We start from the raw sequence: 16,444 nt of genomic DNA, 5'->3' as shown, positions 1-16,444 counted from the left end.
GGGCTACGCGTGGTGTACTGGGACCCATTGCTGGTGGGGGCGGCGAAGGAGAACCCATGACCAAGTTGGATTCGACGGGCGCGAGCACAAGCGGTGAGGCGCCGCGCAAATTCCGCTGGCCCGCGTTCACCATCGTGGCCATCGCGATCATCGCCTTCTTCGCGGGGGGATTCGGTGGGTCGTTCCAGGGAAAGCTGACCGAGGTCCAGAAGAACGACAACGCCGCCTACCTGTCGAGTACCGCAGAGTCGACCGTCGTCACCAACGAGTCGTCGAAGTTCCTCACAGTGGAGACGATTCCCGGCTTCGTACTGTTTCACCGCGACTCGGCACTCACCGATCAGGACAAGGCTGCCATCGCGCAGGCCCGCGAGGACATTGCCGCCGTCGAGGGCGTCGATGCGGAGGGGATGTCGCAACCCCAGTACTCCGAGGACGGCACCACCGCGTCGATTTTCGTTCCCCTCGTCGCAAAGGAGAACGGCACTGCCGTCGCCGGTGACGTGCTCGCCACCACGGAACAGGATGTGCTCACCGCAGCCGAGAACGCGGCCGTCGGGCTCGAGGTGCTTCCCGCGGGGCCAGGTGGTCTCCTCGTTGCCTTCATCGACGCGTTCGCCGGGCTCGACGGCGCCCTACTCGGTGCCGCCCTGCTCGTCGTCGTCCTGATCCTGCTGGTGGTGTATCGGTCCCCGGTGCTGTGGTTCTTCCCGCTCTTCTCGGCGCTACTCGCCCTGGGCCTGGCGTCGATGGTGATCTACTTCCTCGCGAAGGCGGAGGTGCTCACGCTCACCGGTCAGAGCCAGGGCATTCTCTTCGTCCTGGTCATCGGTGCGGGCACCGACTATGCCCTGCTCCTGATCTCTCGGTATCGAGAGGAGCTCCATCTCTATCCCAGCCGGTTCGACGCGATGGCCAAGGCCTGGAGGGAGTCGGCTCCCGCCATCACGGCGTCCGCGGTCACCGTCATCCTGGGCCTGCTGTGCCTGACATTTTCGGAGCTCAATTCCAACAAGAGTCTCGGTCCCGTGGCGGCCATCGGCATCGCCTGCACGTATTTGGTGATGATGAGCTTCCTGCCGGTGGCTCTGGCCACCGCCGGCCGATGGGTGTTCTGGCCACGCAAACCTCGGGTGGACGAGGCAGCGGATCTCACCACGCACGGTCTGTGGGGCAAGATCGCCGCCCAGGTCGGCAGCAAGGACCGGCCGTTCTGGATCGGTACGACAGTGCTGTTGGCCGCACTGTTCCTGGTGGGCATCGGCAGTTTGAAGACGGAGGGGCTGACGTCCTCGGAAAGCTTCACCAACCGCCCGGACGCCGTCGTCGGGCAGGAACTCTACGACTCCAAGTTCGATCCGGGCGCCGGCGCTCCGGCCGTCATCCTCACCAACGCCGCCCAGACGCAGGCAGTCATCGACGCGGTCAGTGCTGTCGACGGGGTATCGAAGGAGCCCGGCGCAGTGTGTCCACAGGTCGACGTGGCGAAGCTGTCCGCACTGGTCAAGGCGAACCCCGAGGCGGTGGCGTCGGCCGCAGCAGGACAGACGGGCTGCCCGCCCGACTTCCTCACCGCAGCGCCGATCGACGGTCGCATGGTGGTCAACGCGACTCTCGCCGACTCGTACGATTCCCCGGAAGCCCTGGCGACCGTGGAGCGACTACGTGAGACGGTGCACGCCGTTCCCGGCGCCGACGGCTTGGTCGGTGGAGGCACCGCAACCACCCTCGACGTGCAGACGGCGTCCGTGCACGACCGGAACCTGATCATCCCCATCGTGCTCGTCGTCATCTTCCTGGTGCTGGCCGTGCTCCTGCGCGCACTGCTGGCACCGGTCATCCTCATCGCCACGGTGGTGTTGTCCTTCGCCGCGACTCTGGGCGTATGCGGGTTCTTCTTCACACACGTCTTCCACTTCGCCAACGCCGATCCGGCGTTCCCGCTGTTCGCGTTCGTATTCCTCGTGGCACTGGGCATCGACTACAACATTTTCCTGATGACCCGTGTGCGCGAGGAAACCCAAGAGCACGGCACACGGTCGGGCGTGTTGCGCGGACTGGCGGTCACCGGTGGCGTGATCACGTCGGCCGGTGTCGTCCTCGCAGCAACGTTCGCGGTGCTGGGTGTGCTACCTCTGGTGTTCCTCGCCGAGGTCGGTTTCGCGGTGGCCTTCGGCGTGCTCCTCGACACGATCATCGTGCGCAGCATCCTCGTTCCCGCCCTCTCGCACGACATCGGCAAGAAGATCTGGTGGCCGTCCGATTTGGCAAAGGCAAAGGACTAGGTTCCCGAAAGCGAAGGGCTAGAACGCCTCTGCGGTCCAGAGGTGGAAGAGGGCATACGCACGCCACGGCCGCCACGCCTCGGCGAGAGCGGCAGCTTCGCTGCCCTTACCCACCCCGAGTGCCCGCCTGAGAACGAGGTCGTCGGCAGGAAACGCGTCCGGGTCGCCGAGCACTCGCACCGTCAGATAGTCCGCCGTCCACGGTCCGATTCCGGGCAGCGCGAGTACACCGGCCCGGAACTTCGCCGGTTCGGTGTCGGCATCGAGCTGCAACCCGTCCGCGGCGGCGTGCGCAAGCGCATGCACAGTGCGTGCCCGGGCGCCGGTCAGACCGATCGCCGAACGCAACTCCTCCGGCGATCGATCGGCCAGTACCTCGGGTGCGGGAAACGCACGGAACTCGCCGTGCACCGGCGGCCCGTAGGCAGCGACCAACCGGGCACCGAACGTCCGCGCCGCGGCGAGCGATACCTGCTGGCCCAGCACGGTGAGGACTGCGGTCTCGAAGCCGTCGACGCTGCCCAGCCGGCGGAGTCCCGGCCGCAAGGTCACCAGCGAAGCGAGTTCCGGGTGCCGGCCGAGTGCGGCGTCGATCGCGAGCGGGTCTGCGTCCAGATCGAGCCAGCGGCGAACGATAGCGGTCAACTCCCCGACATCGGTGGGATGCGCCGGGACGATGTGGGTCTCGACATGCCGTTTCTCGGGGCGGACGACAACGGTCACCAGGGCGGGTCCGTGCGCGGCGTTCACCACGCGTGTGTGGGCGCCGGTGTCGGGATCGTGCCGCTCGAGACCGGCGATGGTGTGGGCTCGCAATGCACTCCACAGCGGAGCGTGGGTGAAGGGGTCGCGGTAGGGCAGGAGAACCCTCACGCTGCGGCTTCCAACGTCAGTAGCAGGGACTTCGCTGCGGTCCCGCCCACGTACTGGCCGAGGCTGCCGTCGCTGCGCACCACTCGGTGGCAGGGCACCACCACCGGCAGAGGGTTTGTCGCGCAGGCGGTTCCGACGGCCCGCACGGCGCGGGGACTGCCCGCAGCGGCCGCGACGGTGGCATAGCTCCACGTCTGGCCGTAGTGGATCTCGGGTAGGTGGGTGAGCACCTCCCGCCGGAAGCCCTTGGCCAGGCGGAAGTCGAGCGGGACGTCGAACGACATGCGTTCCCCCCGGAAGTACTCCTCGAGTTCGCGGGCCACCGCGTCCAGCCGGGCCGGCGCGCGGAGTATCCGGGGACTGATGCGCTCGGCGAGTGTCTGCAACACGGCATCGTGGCCCTCGCCGGCAAAGGCGACACGCACCAGGCCCCGGTCGGTCGCGGCCAGCAGCAGCGAACCGACAGGACTGTCCACGGTCCGGTACGCGACGTCGAGGAGTCCGGCGTCGTCGGCGGCGGCGGTGAGCTTGGTGCGGAGTCGTCGTTCGACATCGGAATCCGATACCGACAACGCGTCGATGATGTCCGGAATGGTGTTCATCCTCTTTCTCCACTCACTCTGTCTCCCCGAATCGAGATCGAGCGGGACCTACGCAGTGCCGCAATACCGTCGGCCGCGGCGCGTCTGGCAGCGTCCGGCGAGTTGCCGAGAATCACCGCGATGTCGGCGTAGGGCAATCCTGCCAAGTAGCGGTAGGCCACGGCTGCGCGTTGTTTCATGGGCAAGGCGCCCACCGCCTCCCACAATTCGGGGTCGCCGCTTCCGGGCAGCCCGCGGTCGGTGGTCTGCTCGGGAACGTGATTCGTGGGAACTGCCCGGCGTTCCCGGGCCCGAATGTGATCGATCGCCTTGCGGTGCGCGATGGTCACGAGCCAGGCCTCGACGTTACTTCCAGGCCGCAGATCGGGATACGCGCGCATGGCGGCGAGAAACGTGTCCGACCAGGCGTCCTCGGCGTCTATCGGACCGACCACCGCCCGGCAGACCCGCAACACCGTGGGGCCGTGCTCGGCCACGATCTGCTCGAACGGAATCAGGCCCATCGGCTCAGCCGGATTCCCGCCCGTTCCGCTTCGCGGGTCAGCAGGAAACGCTTGCGGTCGAGCCCTCCCGCATACCCCGTGAGGCTGCCGTCGGTTCCGACGACCCGGTGGCACGGAACGATGATGCTGATCGGATTCTTGCCGTTCGCCGCGGCCACCGCCCGGATCGCCGTGGGACTGCCGAGCGCCTCCGCCAATTCGCGGTACGTCCACGTCTGCCCGTACGGGATGGTCCGCAGCGTGTCCCATACCCGCTGTTGAAACGGTGTGCCGCGGGCGGCGAGGGGCAGCGTGAACTCGGTGCGTCCACCGTCGAAGTACTCGGTGAGTTGTGTCGCGGCGGCTTCGAAACCGCCGCCGCCGCGTTCACCGAAAGTCGCGACATCGGGCTGATGCCGATGTTCGGCCATGTAGATGCCGCTGAGAATCCCGTCCACGCTGACCAGCGTGAGGGGACCGATCGGGGAATCGATGACGGTGTGTGCTGCTCGTTCGGCATTCACGGGAACAATCCTTCCAGGTGTGCTGACCTCTGACAGGTAGACGCCTGGGAACGCCGAAACGTGAGATCACCCCGATGTCCCATTCTCGCGGGACCGTCGTGAGACGGCCCCGCGAGGGCATCAGGCAGGATGTGGGAATGGCTCTCGCATTCCCCAGCCCCGACGACCTCGTGCGCACCGCCACGGGTATGGCCCGCTGGTCGATGGACACTGCTGGTTTCGCTGCCTCACTCCCCGATCGGGTCGCCGCGCTGCTCGACCGAGTGGAGGTGCTCATCACCCGGATCGAGGCGATCAGCGAACGCGCCGAAATGGCCGTCGCCAAGGCGAACGAGGTAGCCGACCGAGCCGCGACCGTGGTCACCTCGAGCACGGAGGTGTCCACTTCGGCCCAGACCCTGATCGGCCTGTACGAGCCGCTCGCAACCAAGGCGGCGCCGATGGCGGCACGGTTCGTCGACGACCTGTCGGAGGACGAGATTCACGCGGCGATCGGGTTGGTGAATCATCTGCCCGAGCTGACACTGCGCATGGAGGGGTTGCTGCCCATTCTGGCGAGCCTCGACACGGTGTCCCCGGAGATTCACCTGCTCCTCGAGGAAGTGCAGGGTGTGCGTCAGGCGATCCAGGGCGTTCCCGGCTTCAAGTTCTTCCGTAAGCGCGGCGAATCGAAAGAGGACGACGAGGTCTGACGCCCGCTCAGGCCCGGTACCCGTCCGTTCCCGCGCGCCCGACGACGATCTTGGGCACCACCGCGCGGGACGACAGTCGCAGCAGCGCGTCGACCAGTTCGACGATGTCGTTTACCTCGATCATCGACTCCGGCGGAATCTTGTCGTGGGTCCACGCGGACATGTCGGTGTCGACGAACGCGGGAGCCAGGGCGGTAGCGGACACTCCGTTGCCCGACTCCTCCACGTTCAGTGTCTCGACCAGTGACATCAGGGCGGCTTTGGTGGCCCCGTAGACGGCCAGTCCCGCTTCGGCGTAGACGCCGGTGATCGAGGCCAGGGCGATGACTTTGGCGCCTTTCGCCGGATTCTCGGTCGCCGCGGTCCGGAGCATCGGCAGCGCCTGTTGCAGCAAGCTGAACGGGGCCCGCAGATTCACATCGACGCTCTTGGCGAAGCGGCGCATCGGAAACTCGCCGATCGGCCCGGCCGTCCCCACACCCGCGTTGAGCACCAACGCATTCAGTGAACCGAAGGTGTCGGCATGCGCGGTTACCACGCGACCGGCGGAGGCTTCATCGGCGAGGTCGCCGGCCACGACGACCACCTCTTTCGCGCCGGCCGCGCGCAGCTCGGCTGCCACGACCTCGAGACGCTCGACGTCACGAGCACTGAGGGTCAGCCCGTAACCCGCTTCGGCGAGGCGGGTGGCGATACCGCGACCGATTCCGCGCGACGCTCCCGTGATCAGTGCAGACCTGCTCATGCGGACCTCCCCTTCAGTGCGCGTAGTCCGGCGTCGACGAGCGCGGGCACCGCCTCACCTGCCTTGTCGAATCCCTCGGCTGCAGTGGCACCCGCGCGGTACCGGTGGTGGATGCCCTGGGCAATGACGGCCAGTTTGAAATTGGCCAACGCCAGGTAAAAATTCCAATTCTTCAGTTCACGTCCGGACGCCGCGGTGTACCGCTGGGCCAGATCGTCAGCGGACGGCATCCGCGGACTCGTCCACGCCGCTGCTTCACCGAGCACGAGGTCGAAGGCGGGTGCGCGATAGACGCACATCAGCGCCACATCGGTGAGAGGGTCGCCGAGAGTCGACAGTTCCCAGTCCACTACCGCCGCAACCTTGGTCACGTCTGCGGCCGACAGGATGGTGTTGTCGATTCGGTAGTCGCCGTGCACGATCGACGACTCCGACCCGTCGGGCACGGATTCCGCGAGAGCGGCGTGCAGACGATCGACGTCGGCCGAATCCTCCGTCTTGACCCTGGCCCACTGGCCCGCCCACAGCTTCACCTGCCGGGTGACGTATCCGTCCGGGCGCCCGAACTCTCCCAGGCCGACGGCCTGATAGTCCACGTTGTGCAGTTCACCGATCACCCGGACCAGTTCGTCCACACAGGAGTCGATTTCGTTGTCGGACAGCGCATCGAACTCCGACTGGGTGCGGATTACCTGTCCCGTGACATGTTCGACAACGGTGAAAGGGGCTCCCATCACGCTGTTGTCCTCACACAGCGCCACCGTGGCTGCGACGGGAACGCTCGTGCCCTGCAGCGCCGACGTGACCCGATACTCGCGGGCCACGTCGTGCGCGGACGGTGTGAGCCCCGCGGTGGGCGGCCTTCGCAGCACCCACCGCGAGGAGTCGTCGAAAACTGTGTAGGTGAGGTTGGACTTTCCGCCGGAGATCAGTTCGGCCCGCAGTTCGCCGTCGAGCGGAACCTGCGACTCCGTCAGGAACTTCTCCAGGGCAACGAGGTCGAGCCCGCGATGCTCGGTCATGCCCCCGCCTCGCGCGCCGCTTTCTTCGCGGCACCGATGACGCGCTTGGCGATCGCCCAGCGATGCACCTCGGACGGGCCGTCGTACACCCGGAAGGGACGCACCTCACGGGAGAGCCGTGCGAGAGGCAGATCGCCGGACACACCGAGACCACCACACATCTGGATCGAGCGGTCGACGATCCGGAAGATCGCCTCTGCGGCATAGGTCTTGGCGATGGACGTGGCGTTGCTCGCGTGCCCGCCCTGATCGAGTTCCCAGCACGCCTGTGTCAGCAACGCCCGAGTAGCGGCAATGTCGATCTCGTTGTCCGCGACCATCTTCTGGACCATGCCCAAATCGCCCAGCTTTCCGCCGAACCCTTCACGCCGAGCAACGTGGGCCACCGCGACATCGTGACCGCGCCGCGCCGCACCGAGCCAGCGCATGACGTGCGTCATCCGGGCCGGGCCGAGCCGCACCTGCGCGTACGCGAATCCCTGGTCCACCTCCCCGAGCACACCGCTGTCGGGTATGAACAGATCGTCGAAGAACACCTCGCAGTGGCCTCCGATCATGGACTTGTCGAGCGTGTCGATGTGCCGGCCCACTTTCAGACCGGGCACGTCGGCTGGAGTGAGGAACATCGTGGCGCCACCGCGGTCGCCGGGCTGCCCCGACGTGCGCGCGAAAATGATGAAGAATCCGGCACCGTCGGCGCCGGTGATGAAGTACTTGTGCCCGTTGATCTTCCACCCACCGGGCACCTTCTCAGCCCTCGTGGTCAAAGCCGACGGATCGGACCCAGCGCCCGGGGAGGGCTCGGTCATGGCGAAAGCCGACCGCACGTCACCGTGGGCGAGGGGAGCGAGGAACTGCTCCTTCTGCTCCGCGCTGGCGATGTGCGCGAGCATGTGGACGTTGCCCTCGTCGGGCGCGCCGATGTTCAACGCGATCGGGCCGAACAGCGAGTAGCCGGCTTCCTCGAAGACCGGGGCGCGGTCCGTCATGTTCAACCCGTGTCCGCCGTATTCGACGGGAGCGTGCGGGGCGAAGACACCGGCCTCCTTGGCGGCCTTCTGCAGCTCGACTCGCAGGGTGTCGCCACCTGCCGCGGTGATGTCGCCGCCGTGTTCGTCCTCGACAGGCAGCACCACCTCACGGGTGAACGCCCTGGTCTTCTCGACCAGCGCCGTCACCTCCGGCGCATAGGTCAGATCGATCGCCACCACTACCTCCAGTCAATACGAACACCGGGACCGACCGATCACTCGCTCGGTCGCATCAGAGTCGACAATCCCACAGGAACACGACCTGGTCAAGACGTCAGTCGACGGCCCCTACCGTGCTACGAGCAATCACCAGATACCGCTCGACGATTTCATCGGGCGACAACGGCCCGTCCTCGCGGTACCACGTGGCGACCGAGACACACATCGTCACGACAGCGCGGCTCGCATCCTCCGGGAAGGGTGTTCGGAACAGGCCGGCTGCGACGCCGTCGCGCACGATGTCGTCGACCAGCTGCTGCTGCTCGTCCCGCAGGGCTATGTAAGCCTGCCTGCTGTCCGGCTCCATGCTCCGCGTCTCCCGAGAGGCAACGAAGGACTGTTCACGCCGATACATGTGAAAACGCAGCAGGGATTCGATCACCGCGTCGAATCGCTCGCCAGGAGTCGACCCCGCCTCGGCGACGGCCGCGCGACTGCGGTCGAGCAGGTCACGCATCACCGCGTTGGTCAACCCCACGAGCAGTGCCTGCTTCGAGGGGTAGTGATGGTAAAGGCCGGGTACGGACAGTCCGGCACGGGCCGCGATCTCACGAATCGAGGCGCCGTCGTACCCTTTCTCGACGAACGCAGCCAGGGCGGCCGCCAGAACCTTGGACAACCCCTGGTCCGTGTATTCGCGCCACGAACTACCGGCCTCCGTGCCGTTAACCGTCATGGGACATACGGTAGAGCGTCCCCTCAGTAGTCGTCGTCCGAGTACACGATCAGCCCACGCAGGTTCTTCCCGTCGAGCATGTCCTGGTATCCGTCGTTGACCTGCTCGAGGCGATATGTCCGGGTCACCAGCTCGTCGAGCTTCAGCGTTCCGTTGCGATAGAGGTCGAGGAGAGCGGGGATCTGCGACCTCGGGCCGACGCCGCCGAAGATGGCGCCCTGCAACCGCTTCTGCAGCAAGGTGAGCTCGAAGAGGCTGAGGGTGACCTGCGTGTCTGCCGCGCTACCCATACCCGTCACCACCACCTGGCCGCCCTTGCCGGTGATGCTCATCGCCGGCTGAATCATGTCGCCTTCGATCTCACCGACCGTGATGATCGTGACCTCGGCCATCCGCCCCCAGGTGATCTCGCCGATCGTCGGAGCCGCCTCCTCGAGCGACGCGAACACATGGGTGGCACCGAATTCCTTCGCCTTCTGCCGCTTGAACTCCACCGGATCGATGGCGACGACGAAACGCGCGCCGGCACTGGCCGCGCCCTGCACCGAATTGATGCCGACCCCGCCGACGCCGATCACCACGACGGTGTCACCGACCCGCGTTCCACCGATCTGCGTGGCCGAGCCCCATCCGGTCGAGACGCCGCAACCGAGGAGCGCCGCCTTGTCGAGAGGGATGTCGTTGTCAATCTTGATGACCGACGCCTCGCTCACCGTCACGTAGGGGGAGAAGGTGCCGAGTAGACACATCTGCAGAACAGGCTCACCGCCCAGGGTGACCCGGAACGTCTTGTCGGCGATCGCCTGCCCGGTGAGGAGACCGGCCCCTTCGTCGCAGATGTTCTGCATACCCTTCGCACAGGAACGGCACCGTCCGCACGCCGGGACGAAGGCGAGGACCACGTGGTCCCCTTCGGCAAGATTCGACACTCCCGGGCCCACCTTGGTCACCACGCCTGCGCCCTCGTGGCCGCCCAGGACCGGAAAGAAGGGCAGGGGCGTGGCCCCGGTTCGCAGGTGCTCATCCGAGTGGCACAACCCTGATGCCGCCAGACGGATCTGCACCTCCCCCGAAACCGGATCGCCGAGTTCGATCTCCTCGATCTCCCAGGGCTGCCCGATGCCTTTGATGACCGCTGCTTTCGTCTTCACGCCGACTCCTCAGGAAGGAAATATGGCCTGGATCACACCTACTTCGGAGTCTGCCCGAACCGTTCTCGTCGTGCAGCAAAATCAGCCGCGCATCGACGGCGCGGAAGGAAGGGGGGACCCGGCGACGCCCTGCTTCGGTACCGGGAGTTCACTAGAGTCGAGCGAGGTCGCCCAGATCGACAGTCATTTCCGACAGAGAGCCAGGGACCACCCGATGATCCACGTCCGTCATTCCGCGGTAGCCGCCGTCCCCATCGACGTGGCGTTCACGTACATCGACGACTACAGGACGGTCCCCGACTGGATGTTCGGCGTGTCGGACTTCCGTCCCATCGGCGGATTCGATCAGGGATTGGGCTCGACGTTCGATGCGTCGATCCACATCGGCCCGACCACCCTGCGGTCCCGCCTCGAGGTCACCGCCTGGGAAAAGGATCGGGTGATCACGTTGGCATCGCTCGACGGCGCGGCCAACTCGTCTACATGGACCTTCGTGGCGCTCGGCCCGGACAAGACCGAACTCGGCGTCGACTTCGCGTACAAGCTCCCCGGAGGTTTGGCCGGCAAGGCCCTCGGTCTCATCGTCGAACCGTTCGTCGAGACGGCCGTGAAGAACACCGAGGCGACCTTGCGGCACAACCTCGAGGAGCTGTACGAGAAACGCGACGCCGACGGCAGCTAGCGGCCCGGCAGGAAAGCGAGCCTGCCGACCGTCGTTCCCTCGCCGAGTCGGGCGAGTCCGTCCGCTACCTCGCTGAGTCCGAGGCGTTCACTGATCATCGGCTTGATGTCACCGGCATCGGCCAACCGTGTCAGCTCAGCGTGGCATTCCCTGATCGCCGCGGGATCGTAGGCGTTGTAGAGACCCCAATGCAGTCCGATGATCGAGTAATTCTTGATCAGCGCGTGATTGAGGCCGGGCGAGGGAATAGTGCCACTGGCGAAACCGATCACGACGATTCGCCCCTCGAACGCGATGCACTTCGTGGACTTCGCGTACGAGTCACCACCCACCGGATCGAACACGACGTCCGCGCCCCGTCCCCCGGTGAAGTCCTTCACCGCGGCGACGAAGTCCTCACTGTGCCGGTCCACAACCAGGTCGGCGCCGAGAGCCCGGGTGTACTCGGCCTTCTGAGGGCCGCCCACCACACCGATCACCTTTGCGCCGGCCGCCTTGCCCAACTGCACGGCCGCGCTACCCACTCCACCGGCTGCCGCCTGCACGAGAAGTGTCTCGCCCGCCCGCAGCTGTGTCCTGCGGTGGAGCGCGAACCATCCCGTCTGATACCCGATCGACAACGCCGACGCCTCCGCGTCGTCCAATGTGGCCGGTGCCGGGAAGGCCGTGGCCACCGACATCACGGCGAGTTCCGCGAAACCGCCGTTCGGCAGGCTGGGCATGCCGATCACCCGGTCACCGACCGCGAACTCGGTGACACCCTCACCGAGCGCCACCACCTCGCCGCACAATTCCACCCCGGGAGTGAAAGGCAGCGGCGGCTTGATCTGGTACTCGCCGCGGCACAACAGCACGTCCGGGAAGTTGGCGGGAGCTGCAAGAACCTTGACCAGCAGCTCCCCGGACTTCGGCTCCAGGTCGGCGACGTCCTCGAAAGTGAGGACCTCCCTGGGTTGTCCTACTTCGTGCACACGCCATGCCTTCATCGATCAGTCCTTCGGTCCGCCGGCGACGTAGACGACCTGCCCCGAGACGAATCCGGCGCCTTCACTCGCGAAGAACGACGCGGTGTGGGCGATGTCAGCGGGCTGACCGACACGAGCGACAGGAATCTGTGACGCCGCGGCGGCTTTGAAATCCTCGAAGCTCATACCGACGCGCTCGGCCGTGGCGGCGGTCATCTCCGTCTCGATGAATCCGGGTGCAATCGCGTTCGCGGTGACGCCGAATTTGCCGAGCTCGAATGCCAGCGTCTTGGTGAAGCCCTGCATGCCTGCCTTGGCGGCCGAGTAGTTGGCCTGGCCGCGGTTGCCGAGCGCCGACGTGCTGGACAGGTTGACGATGCGGCCGAACTTGGCGTCCACCATGTATTTCTGGACGGCACGTGACATCAGGAAGGCGCCACGCAGATGCACGTTCATCACGGCGTCCCAGTCGTCGACCGACATCTTGAACAGCAGGTTGTCGCGGGTGATCCCGGCGTTGTTGATCAGGATCGTCGGTGCGCCCAGTTCGGATGCTACGCGCTCGACAGCCGCCGTGACCGAGGCCTCGTCCGCCACATTGGCACCCACGGCGAGGGCCTCGCCGCCGGCCGACGTGATCGCGTCGACCGTCCCGGCACAGGCGGACTCGTCGAGGTCGAGGACGGCGACTGCATGTCCGTCGCTCGCCAGCCGCTGTGCGACGGCGGCACCGATACCGCGGGCCGATCCGGTGACGATGGCGGTTCTACGGTCCTGGCTCACTTGTTTCCTCCATGGTGGTTGTCGTCGGTTGTCGAACGGTATTTACGCAGTTCTCGTCTTGCGATGGAAAGTTTGTGCACTTCGTCCGGACCGTCCGCGAGGCGCAGCGTCCGCATATGGGCGTACATCATCGCCAACGGGAAGTCATCGGTGACACCTGCGCCGCCGTGCACCTGGATCGACCGATCGATAATTTTCAGCGCAATGTTGGGCGCCGCGACCTTGATTGCCGCGATCTCCGTGCGCGCTTCCTTGTTCCCGACGGTGTCCATCAGGTAGGCCGCCTTCAGTGTCAACAGGCGCACCATCTCGATCTCGATCCGGGCCTCGGCGATCCAGTCCTGAATATTGGCGTTCTCGCTGACCGGTTTCCCGAACGTCACCCGCGACGACGCCCGCCGGCACATCAGCTCGAGCGCCCGCTCGGCCATCCCGATCGCCCGCATGCAGTGGTGAATGCGTCCCGGGCCCAGCCGGGCCTGGGCGATCGCGAAACCCTCTCCCTCACCCTTGAGCACGTCCTTGGCCGGAACCCGCACGTCGGCGAAGTCGATTTCCGCATGCCCCTCCCGGTCCTGATATCCGAACACCGGCAGGCCCCGCATCACCGTGACACCGGGCGCATCGATCGGCACCACCATCATCGACTGCTGCCGGTGCGGCGCCGCCGACGGATCGGTCTTCCCCATCACGATCATTACCTTGCAGTTGCGATGCAAGGCATTGGACGCGAACCACTTCCGACCGTTGAGCACGTAGTCGTCGCCGTCGCGGACCATCGACATCTCGATGTTCGTCGCATCCGAACTCGCCACCGCGGGCTCCGTCATCGCGAACGCGGACGCCATCGTCCCGTCCAGCAACGGCTTCAGGTACTTCTCCTTGTGCTCGTCGGTGCCGAACAGCGTGAGCACTTCCATGTTCCCGGTGTCGGGTGCGTTGCAGTTACAGGCCTCGGACGCGAGGTGGCTGCGGCCCATGATCTCCGCCAACGGCGCATACTCGAGGTTCGTCAGGCCCGGACCCCACTCCGGATGCGGATGAAACAGATTCCACAAACCCCGGCTACGCGCCTCCGCCTTCAACGCCTCGAGGATCGGCGGCTGAAAATGCGGATCACCCGCGTCCCGCATCTGCGCGTCGTACACCCTCTCGGCGGGATACACGTGCGAGTCCATGAACTCCAGTAGATCGGTCTGGTACTTCTTCGCGCGGTCGGATACGTCGAACACAGACATGCGAACTCCTCGTGGAGGTGGGTCAGGAAGACTGGCCGAGTAGTGCGGCCTGATAGCGGCGCATTCCCCGGATCCATCGGTCGTAGTCGGCGCCCTTGTGTCGATACATCTCCAGCACCTCGGGGTGCGGAAGGATCAGGAACTGCTCCGCTTCGATTGCCGCGAGAGCACATTCGGCCACGTCGGCCGGTTCGAGTACCGCTCCGGCAGTGGTGACAGCGCGTGCAGCCGTGGCCGACAACGCAGCGTCGTCCGTCAACAGCTTGGTGTTGACACCCATCGGGCACAGGCAACTGACGCGCACACCTTGATCGCCGTAGGTGACGGACAGCCACTCGGCGAAGCCCACGGCCGCATGTTTGCTCACCGAATAGGGCGCCGAGCCGATCTGCGTCAGGAGTCCGGCCGCCGACGCCGTACTGACGAAGTATCCTTCGCCGCGCTCGACCCAGCCCGGTACCAGCAGACGCGCGGCCCGAATGTGCGCGCGAACGTTGACGTCCAGGGCGAGGTCCCACACTGCGTCGTCGAATTCGAGGTCGCTGCCTGCCGCCACACCTGCATTGGCGAAGTAGAGGTCGACGGGACCGAATTCGCTTTCCGCTGCCGAGATGAGCGATGCGATCTGCGTCGTGTCCGAGGCGTCGGCTCCCACCGCGATAGCGGCACCCGGACTGGTGGCGGTGATCCGGTCGACGACGGACTGCGCCGACGCGGCGTCGAGGTCGGATACGACCACGCGGGCGCCTTCCGCGGCCAGCCGCTCCGCCAGAGCACCACCGATTCCGCCTCCACCTCCGGTGACGATGGCAACTTTCTGCGCGATCTGCACGAGATTCCTCCCTCGGGGGACAGGCTGATGAGCCCCAGTCTTCCACAGAACATACCTGAATCCGGTGTCGGATTCAGATTTGCGAACCTGGTGTTGCCGTCACCGAGCCACCGGTTCAGTCCCGATCGGGGAACCGCAGGCCGTTCGCCCAGATTCGGGTAGTGGTGAAGACGACGTCGTCGAATTCGATGGGGGTGCCTCCCGAGCCGTGCTCGTTCGCCACGAAGGCGCTGTAGGCCAGGCGGCTGACCATCCCGGACAGCGCCCGCGACGCCAGCATCGGGTCCAGCTTCGTGTCGGCGATTCCGCGCGCCTGCAGTTCGGCGATGCCCCGGGCGTTGCGGGCAATGAAGGCATCGGCACGCTGCCGGCGCAGATCCGCGAATGCCGGGTCGATGTGAGCTACCTGCTCGAGGAGTCCCATGAGCTTGGCATTGCGACGATAGGCCTCGAGGTATGCGCGATTACTGGCCTCGAGCACCGCGTACGGATCATCGGTGTCCTGCACCCGCTTCATCCCGGGATGCATCATGTCTTCCTGCGCCGCCTCCAGGACAGCGGCGAACACCTGCTCCTTGTTGTCGAAGTAGGTGTAGAACGACCCCGTCGAGCACTGGGCTTCCTTGGTGATGTCGGTGAGTCGGGCGTCGAGGTACCCGGACCGCTCGAACACCGTGCGCGCTGCCGCCACCAGAGCCGCACGAGTACGTGCCCCCCGAGGGGTGGCGGGCGGCTCCCGCAGCAGAGCGGTGGCCGCCATCGACGGGGCGGGTTGATCGTCCCAGTCTTCGTGGGCGGTGCGCGTGGTCATTTCCTACTTATACGCCAGCGCACCGACGCCGCCCAATCCGACGGTCAGGTGATTGTGATGCCGCCGTCCACCGCGATCGTCTGTCCCGTGACGTAAGCGGCAGCGTCCGAAGCCAGCCAGACCACGGTCGCAGCCAGCTCCTGCGGGTCACCGAGTCGGCCGAGCACCAGCCGCGGCCGCATCGATTCGAGGTACCCGTCCTGGTACTGGTCTGTCATCTCCGTCTCGAAAAATCCGGGGGCGATCGCGTTGACGCGGATGCCCTTGCGGGTACCCCACTGCTGCGCGAGGTCGCGGGTCAAACCGATCACCCCGGCCTTGCTCGCGGCGTACGCGGCCTGGGGTAGTCCCGCGGTGGTCAACCCGAGCACGCTCGCAATGTTGACGATGGCACTGCCCGGCTTCATCACCTTGCCGGCCGCCTGAGCCGCCCAATAGGAGCCGTTCAGGTTGATGTCGACGACCTGCCGGAACTGCTCGGGGGTTTCCCTCGTCGCAGGCACGGCGGTACCGACGCCTGCGTTGTTGATGAGCACGTCGACTCGACCGAACTGCTCCATGGCCTTGTCGATCATGTTCTGCGCTTGCGCCGGGTCCGCGATGTCCGTCGCCACACTGAGCGGCGTCCTCCCCGCGGCCCGTACCAGCTCTGCGGTCTTCTCGAGACGGTCCGTGCGCCGGGCGGCGAGCACCACATCGGCGCCCGCCTCCGCCGCAGCCTGCGCGAACGCCACCCCGAGACCCGAAGACGCACCGGTCACGACGACCACCCGGTCGGTCAAGCTGAACTTGTCGAGAACGGACATACGAAGCGACTCCTTTGTCGTAGGG

Annotated in this window: 18 protein-coding genes; 3 read left to right on the top strand and 15 right to left on the bottom strand. The window is 66.0% G+C overall.

Going from position 1 to position 16,444, the window contains the following annotated elements; all coding sequences use genetic code 11:
• Positions 1-56: 56 nt before the first annotated feature.
• Positions 57-2,285 carry an MMPL family transporter gene (locus GFS60_RS19285; RefSeq protein WP_159923702.1) on the top strand — a complete coding sequence of 743 codons (2,229 nt, stop codon included), beginning with the start codon at positions 57-59 and terminating at the stop codon, positions 2,283-2,285.
• A gap of 18 nt (positions 2,286-2,303) precedes the next feature.
• Here GFS60_RS19285 and GFS60_RS19280 read toward each other — a convergent pair whose 3' ends face one another.
• From GFS60_RS19280 to GFS60_RS19265, 4 genes are read right to left on the bottom strand one after another with little or no spacing between them, the layout of a single operon-like run.
• Complete coding sequence (locus tag GFS60_RS19280; RefSeq protein WP_159923701.1) at positions 2,304-3,158, bottom strand: DNA-3-methyladenine glycosylase family protein; 855 nt, start codon at positions 3,156-3,158, stop codon at positions 2,304-2,306.
• Positions 3,155-3,760: a methylated-DNA--[protein]-cysteine S-methyltransferase gene (locus GFS60_RS19275; RefSeq protein ID WP_159923700.1), complete on the bottom strand. Its 606-nt coding sequence runs from the start codon at positions 3,758-3,760 to the stop codon at positions 3,155-3,157. Before GFS60_RS19275 ends, GFS60_RS19280 begins: the two co-directional genes overlap by 4 nt.
• Entirely contained in the window at positions 3,757-4,263 is a 507-nt protein-coding gene (locus GFS60_RS19270; RefSeq protein ID WP_159923699.1) for an RNA polymerase sigma factor, read from the bottom strand. Before GFS60_RS19270 ends, GFS60_RS19275 begins: the two co-directional genes overlap by 4 nt.
• Positions 4,254-4,766: a methylated-DNA--[protein]-cysteine S-methyltransferase gene (locus GFS60_RS19265; protein ID WP_159923698.1), complete on the bottom strand. Its 513-nt coding sequence runs from the start codon at positions 4,764-4,766 to the stop codon at positions 4,254-4,256. Before GFS60_RS19265 ends, GFS60_RS19270 begins: the two co-directional genes overlap by 10 nt.
• A 137-nt stretch (positions 4,767-4,903) precedes the next feature.
• Here GFS60_RS19265 and GFS60_RS19260 point away from each other — a divergent pair, with 137 nt between their 5' ends.
• Positions 4,904-5,458: a ribulose 1,5-bisphosphate carboxylase large subunit gene (locus GFS60_RS19260; RefSeq protein WP_159923697.1), complete on the top strand. Its 555-nt coding sequence runs from the start codon at positions 4,904-4,906 to the stop codon at positions 5,456-5,458.
• 7 nt (positions 5,459-5,465) lie between these two features.
• On the opposite strand, the gene GFS60_RS19255 is transcribed toward GFS60_RS19260, so the two are convergent.
• From GFS60_RS19255 to GFS60_RS19235, 5 genes are all read right to left on the bottom strand, one after another.
• Positions 5,466-6,203 carry an SDR family NAD(P)-dependent oxidoreductase gene (locus GFS60_RS19255; protein ID WP_159923696.1) on the bottom strand — a complete coding sequence of 246 codons (738 nt, stop codon included), beginning with the start codon at positions 6,201-6,203 and terminating at the stop codon, positions 5,466-5,468.
• Positions 6,200-7,225: a phosphotransferase family protein gene (locus GFS60_RS19250; protein ID WP_159923695.1), complete on the bottom strand. Its 1,026-nt coding sequence runs from the start codon at positions 7,223-7,225 to the stop codon at positions 6,200-6,202. Before GFS60_RS19250 ends, GFS60_RS19255 begins: the two co-directional genes overlap by 4 nt.
• Positions 7,222-8,433 carry an acyl-CoA dehydrogenase family protein gene (locus GFS60_RS19245; protein ID WP_159923693.1) on the bottom strand — a complete coding sequence of 404 codons (1,212 nt, stop codon included), beginning with the start codon at positions 8,431-8,433 and terminating at the stop codon, positions 7,222-7,224. Before GFS60_RS19245 ends, GFS60_RS19250 begins: the two co-directional genes overlap by 4 nt.
• Before the next feature lie 97 nt (positions 8,434-8,530).
• Positions 8,531-9,151, bottom strand: a complete 621-nt coding sequence (locus tag GFS60_RS19240; RefSeq protein WP_159923691.1) for a TetR/AcrR family transcriptional regulator — start codon at positions 9,149-9,151, stop codon at positions 8,531-8,533.
• Positions 9,152-9,174: 23 nt separating this feature from the next.
• Positions 9,175-10,302, bottom strand: coding sequence for an NDMA-dependent alcohol dehydrogenase (locus GFS60_RS19235; RefSeq protein ID WP_159923689.1), 1,128 nt, complete (start codon positions 10,300-10,302; stop codon positions 9,175-9,177).
• Between the two features lie 214 nt (positions 10,303-10,516).
• Here GFS60_RS19235 and GFS60_RS19230 point away from each other — a divergent pair, with 214 nt between their 5' ends.
• Positions 10,517-10,984, top strand: a complete 468-nt coding sequence (locus tag GFS60_RS19230; RefSeq protein WP_159923687.1) for an SRPBCC family protein — start codon at positions 10,517-10,519, stop codon at positions 10,982-10,984.
• Here the strand turns inward: GFS60_RS19230 and GFS60_RS19225 are convergent.
• The 6 genes from GFS60_RS19225 to GFS60_RS19200 form a co-directional block, all read right to left on the bottom strand.
• A complete protein-coding gene (locus GFS60_RS19225; RefSeq protein WP_109333764.1) occupies positions 10,981-11,970 on the bottom strand; it encodes an NADPH:quinone oxidoreductase family protein in 990 nt (329 codons plus the stop codon). The genes GFS60_RS19230 and GFS60_RS19225 overlap by 4 nt on opposite strands.
• A 3-nt stretch (positions 11,971-11,973) precedes the next feature.
• Positions 11,974-12,732, bottom strand: coding sequence for a 3-oxoacyl-ACP reductase FabG (gene fabG, locus GFS60_RS19220; RefSeq protein ID WP_159923685.1), 759 nt, complete (start codon positions 12,730-12,732; stop codon positions 11,974-11,976).
• Complete coding sequence (locus tag GFS60_RS19215; RefSeq protein WP_159923682.1) at positions 12,729-13,970, bottom strand: acyl-CoA dehydrogenase family protein; 1,242 nt, start codon at positions 13,968-13,970, stop codon at positions 12,729-12,731. The genes fabG and GFS60_RS19215 overlap by 4 nt, the downstream gene beginning before the upstream one ends.
• Before the next feature lie 22 nt (positions 13,971-13,992).
• Entirely contained in the window at positions 13,993-14,802 is an 810-nt protein-coding gene (locus tag GFS60_RS19210; protein WP_159923680.1) for an SDR family oxidoreductase, read from the bottom strand.
• Between the two features lie 115 nt (positions 14,803-14,917).
• Positions 14,918-15,613: a TetR/AcrR family transcriptional regulator gene (locus GFS60_RS19205; protein ID WP_109333772.1), complete on the bottom strand. Its 696-nt coding sequence runs from the start codon at positions 15,611-15,613 to the stop codon at positions 14,918-14,920.
• Positions 15,614-15,657: 44 nt separating this feature from the next.
• The gene (locus GFS60_RS19200) at positions 15,658-16,419 is read right to left on the bottom strand and encodes an SDR family NAD(P)-dependent oxidoreductase (protein WP_159923678.1); all 762 of its coding nucleotides are present in this window, start codon (positions 16,417-16,419) and stop codon (positions 15,658-15,660) included.
• Positions 16,420-16,444: the final 25 nt, after the last annotated feature.

Source organism: Rhodococcus sp. WAY2, from assembly GCF_009859915.1.
In the GTDB taxonomy this organism is placed as follows: Bacteria; Actinomycetota; Actinomycetes; order Mycobacteriales; family Mycobacteriaceae; genus Rhodococcus_F; species Rhodococcus_F oxybenzonivorans.
Note: the sequence above shows the minus strand (reverse complement) of the source record. Positions and strands in the feature narration are given on the sequence as shown.

Excerpts from the sequence above, each read along its gene's own strand:
- GFS60_RS19285 (WP_159923702.1), top strand. The coding sequence starts at position 57 with ATGACCAAGTTGGATTCGACGGGCGCGAGCACAAGCGGTGAGGCGCCG.
- GFS60_RS19275 (WP_159923700.1), bottom strand. The coding sequence starts at position 3,760 with ATGAACACCATTCCGGACATCATCGACGCGTTGTCGGTATCGGATTCC.
- GFS60_RS19270 (WP_159923699.1), bottom strand. The coding sequence starts at position 4,263 with ATGGGCCTGATTCCGTTCGAGCAGATCGTGGCCGAGCACGGCCCCACG.
- GFS60_RS19260 (WP_159923697.1), top strand. The coding sequence starts at position 4,904 with ATGGCTCTCGCATTCCCCAGCCCCGACGACCTCGTGCGCACCGCCACG.
- GFS60_RS19255 (WP_159923696.1), bottom strand. The coding sequence starts at position 6,203 with ATGAGCAGGTCTGCACTGATCACGGGAGCGTCGCGCGGAATCGGTCGC.
- GFS60_RS19250 (WP_159923695.1), bottom strand. The coding sequence starts at position 7,225 with ATGACCGAGCATCGCGGGCTCGACCTCGTTGCCCTGGAGAAGTTCCTG.
- GFS60_RS19240 (WP_159923691.1), bottom strand. The coding sequence starts at position 9,151 with ATGACGGTTAACGGCACGGAGGCCGGTAGTTCGTGGCGCGAATACACG.
- GFS60_RS19230 (WP_159923687.1), top strand. The coding sequence starts at position 10,517 with ATGATCCACGTCCGTCATTCCGCGGTAGCCGCCGTCCCCATCGACGTG.
- GFS60_RS19225 (WP_109333764.1), bottom strand. The coding sequence starts at position 11,970 with ATGAAGGCATGGCGTGTGCACGAAGTAGGACAACCCAGGGAGGTCCTC.
- GFS60_RS19215 (WP_159923682.1), bottom strand. The coding sequence starts at position 13,970 with ATGTCTGTGTTCGACGTATCCGACCGCGCGAAGAAGTACCAGACCGAT.
- GFS60_RS19205 (WP_109333772.1), bottom strand. The coding sequence starts at position 15,613 with ATGACCACGCGCACCGCCCACGAAGACTGGGACGATCAACCCGCCCCG.
- GFS60_RS19200 (WP_159923678.1), bottom strand. The coding sequence starts at position 16,419 with ATGTCCGTTCTCGACAAGTTCAGCTTGACCGACCGGGTGGTCGTCGTG.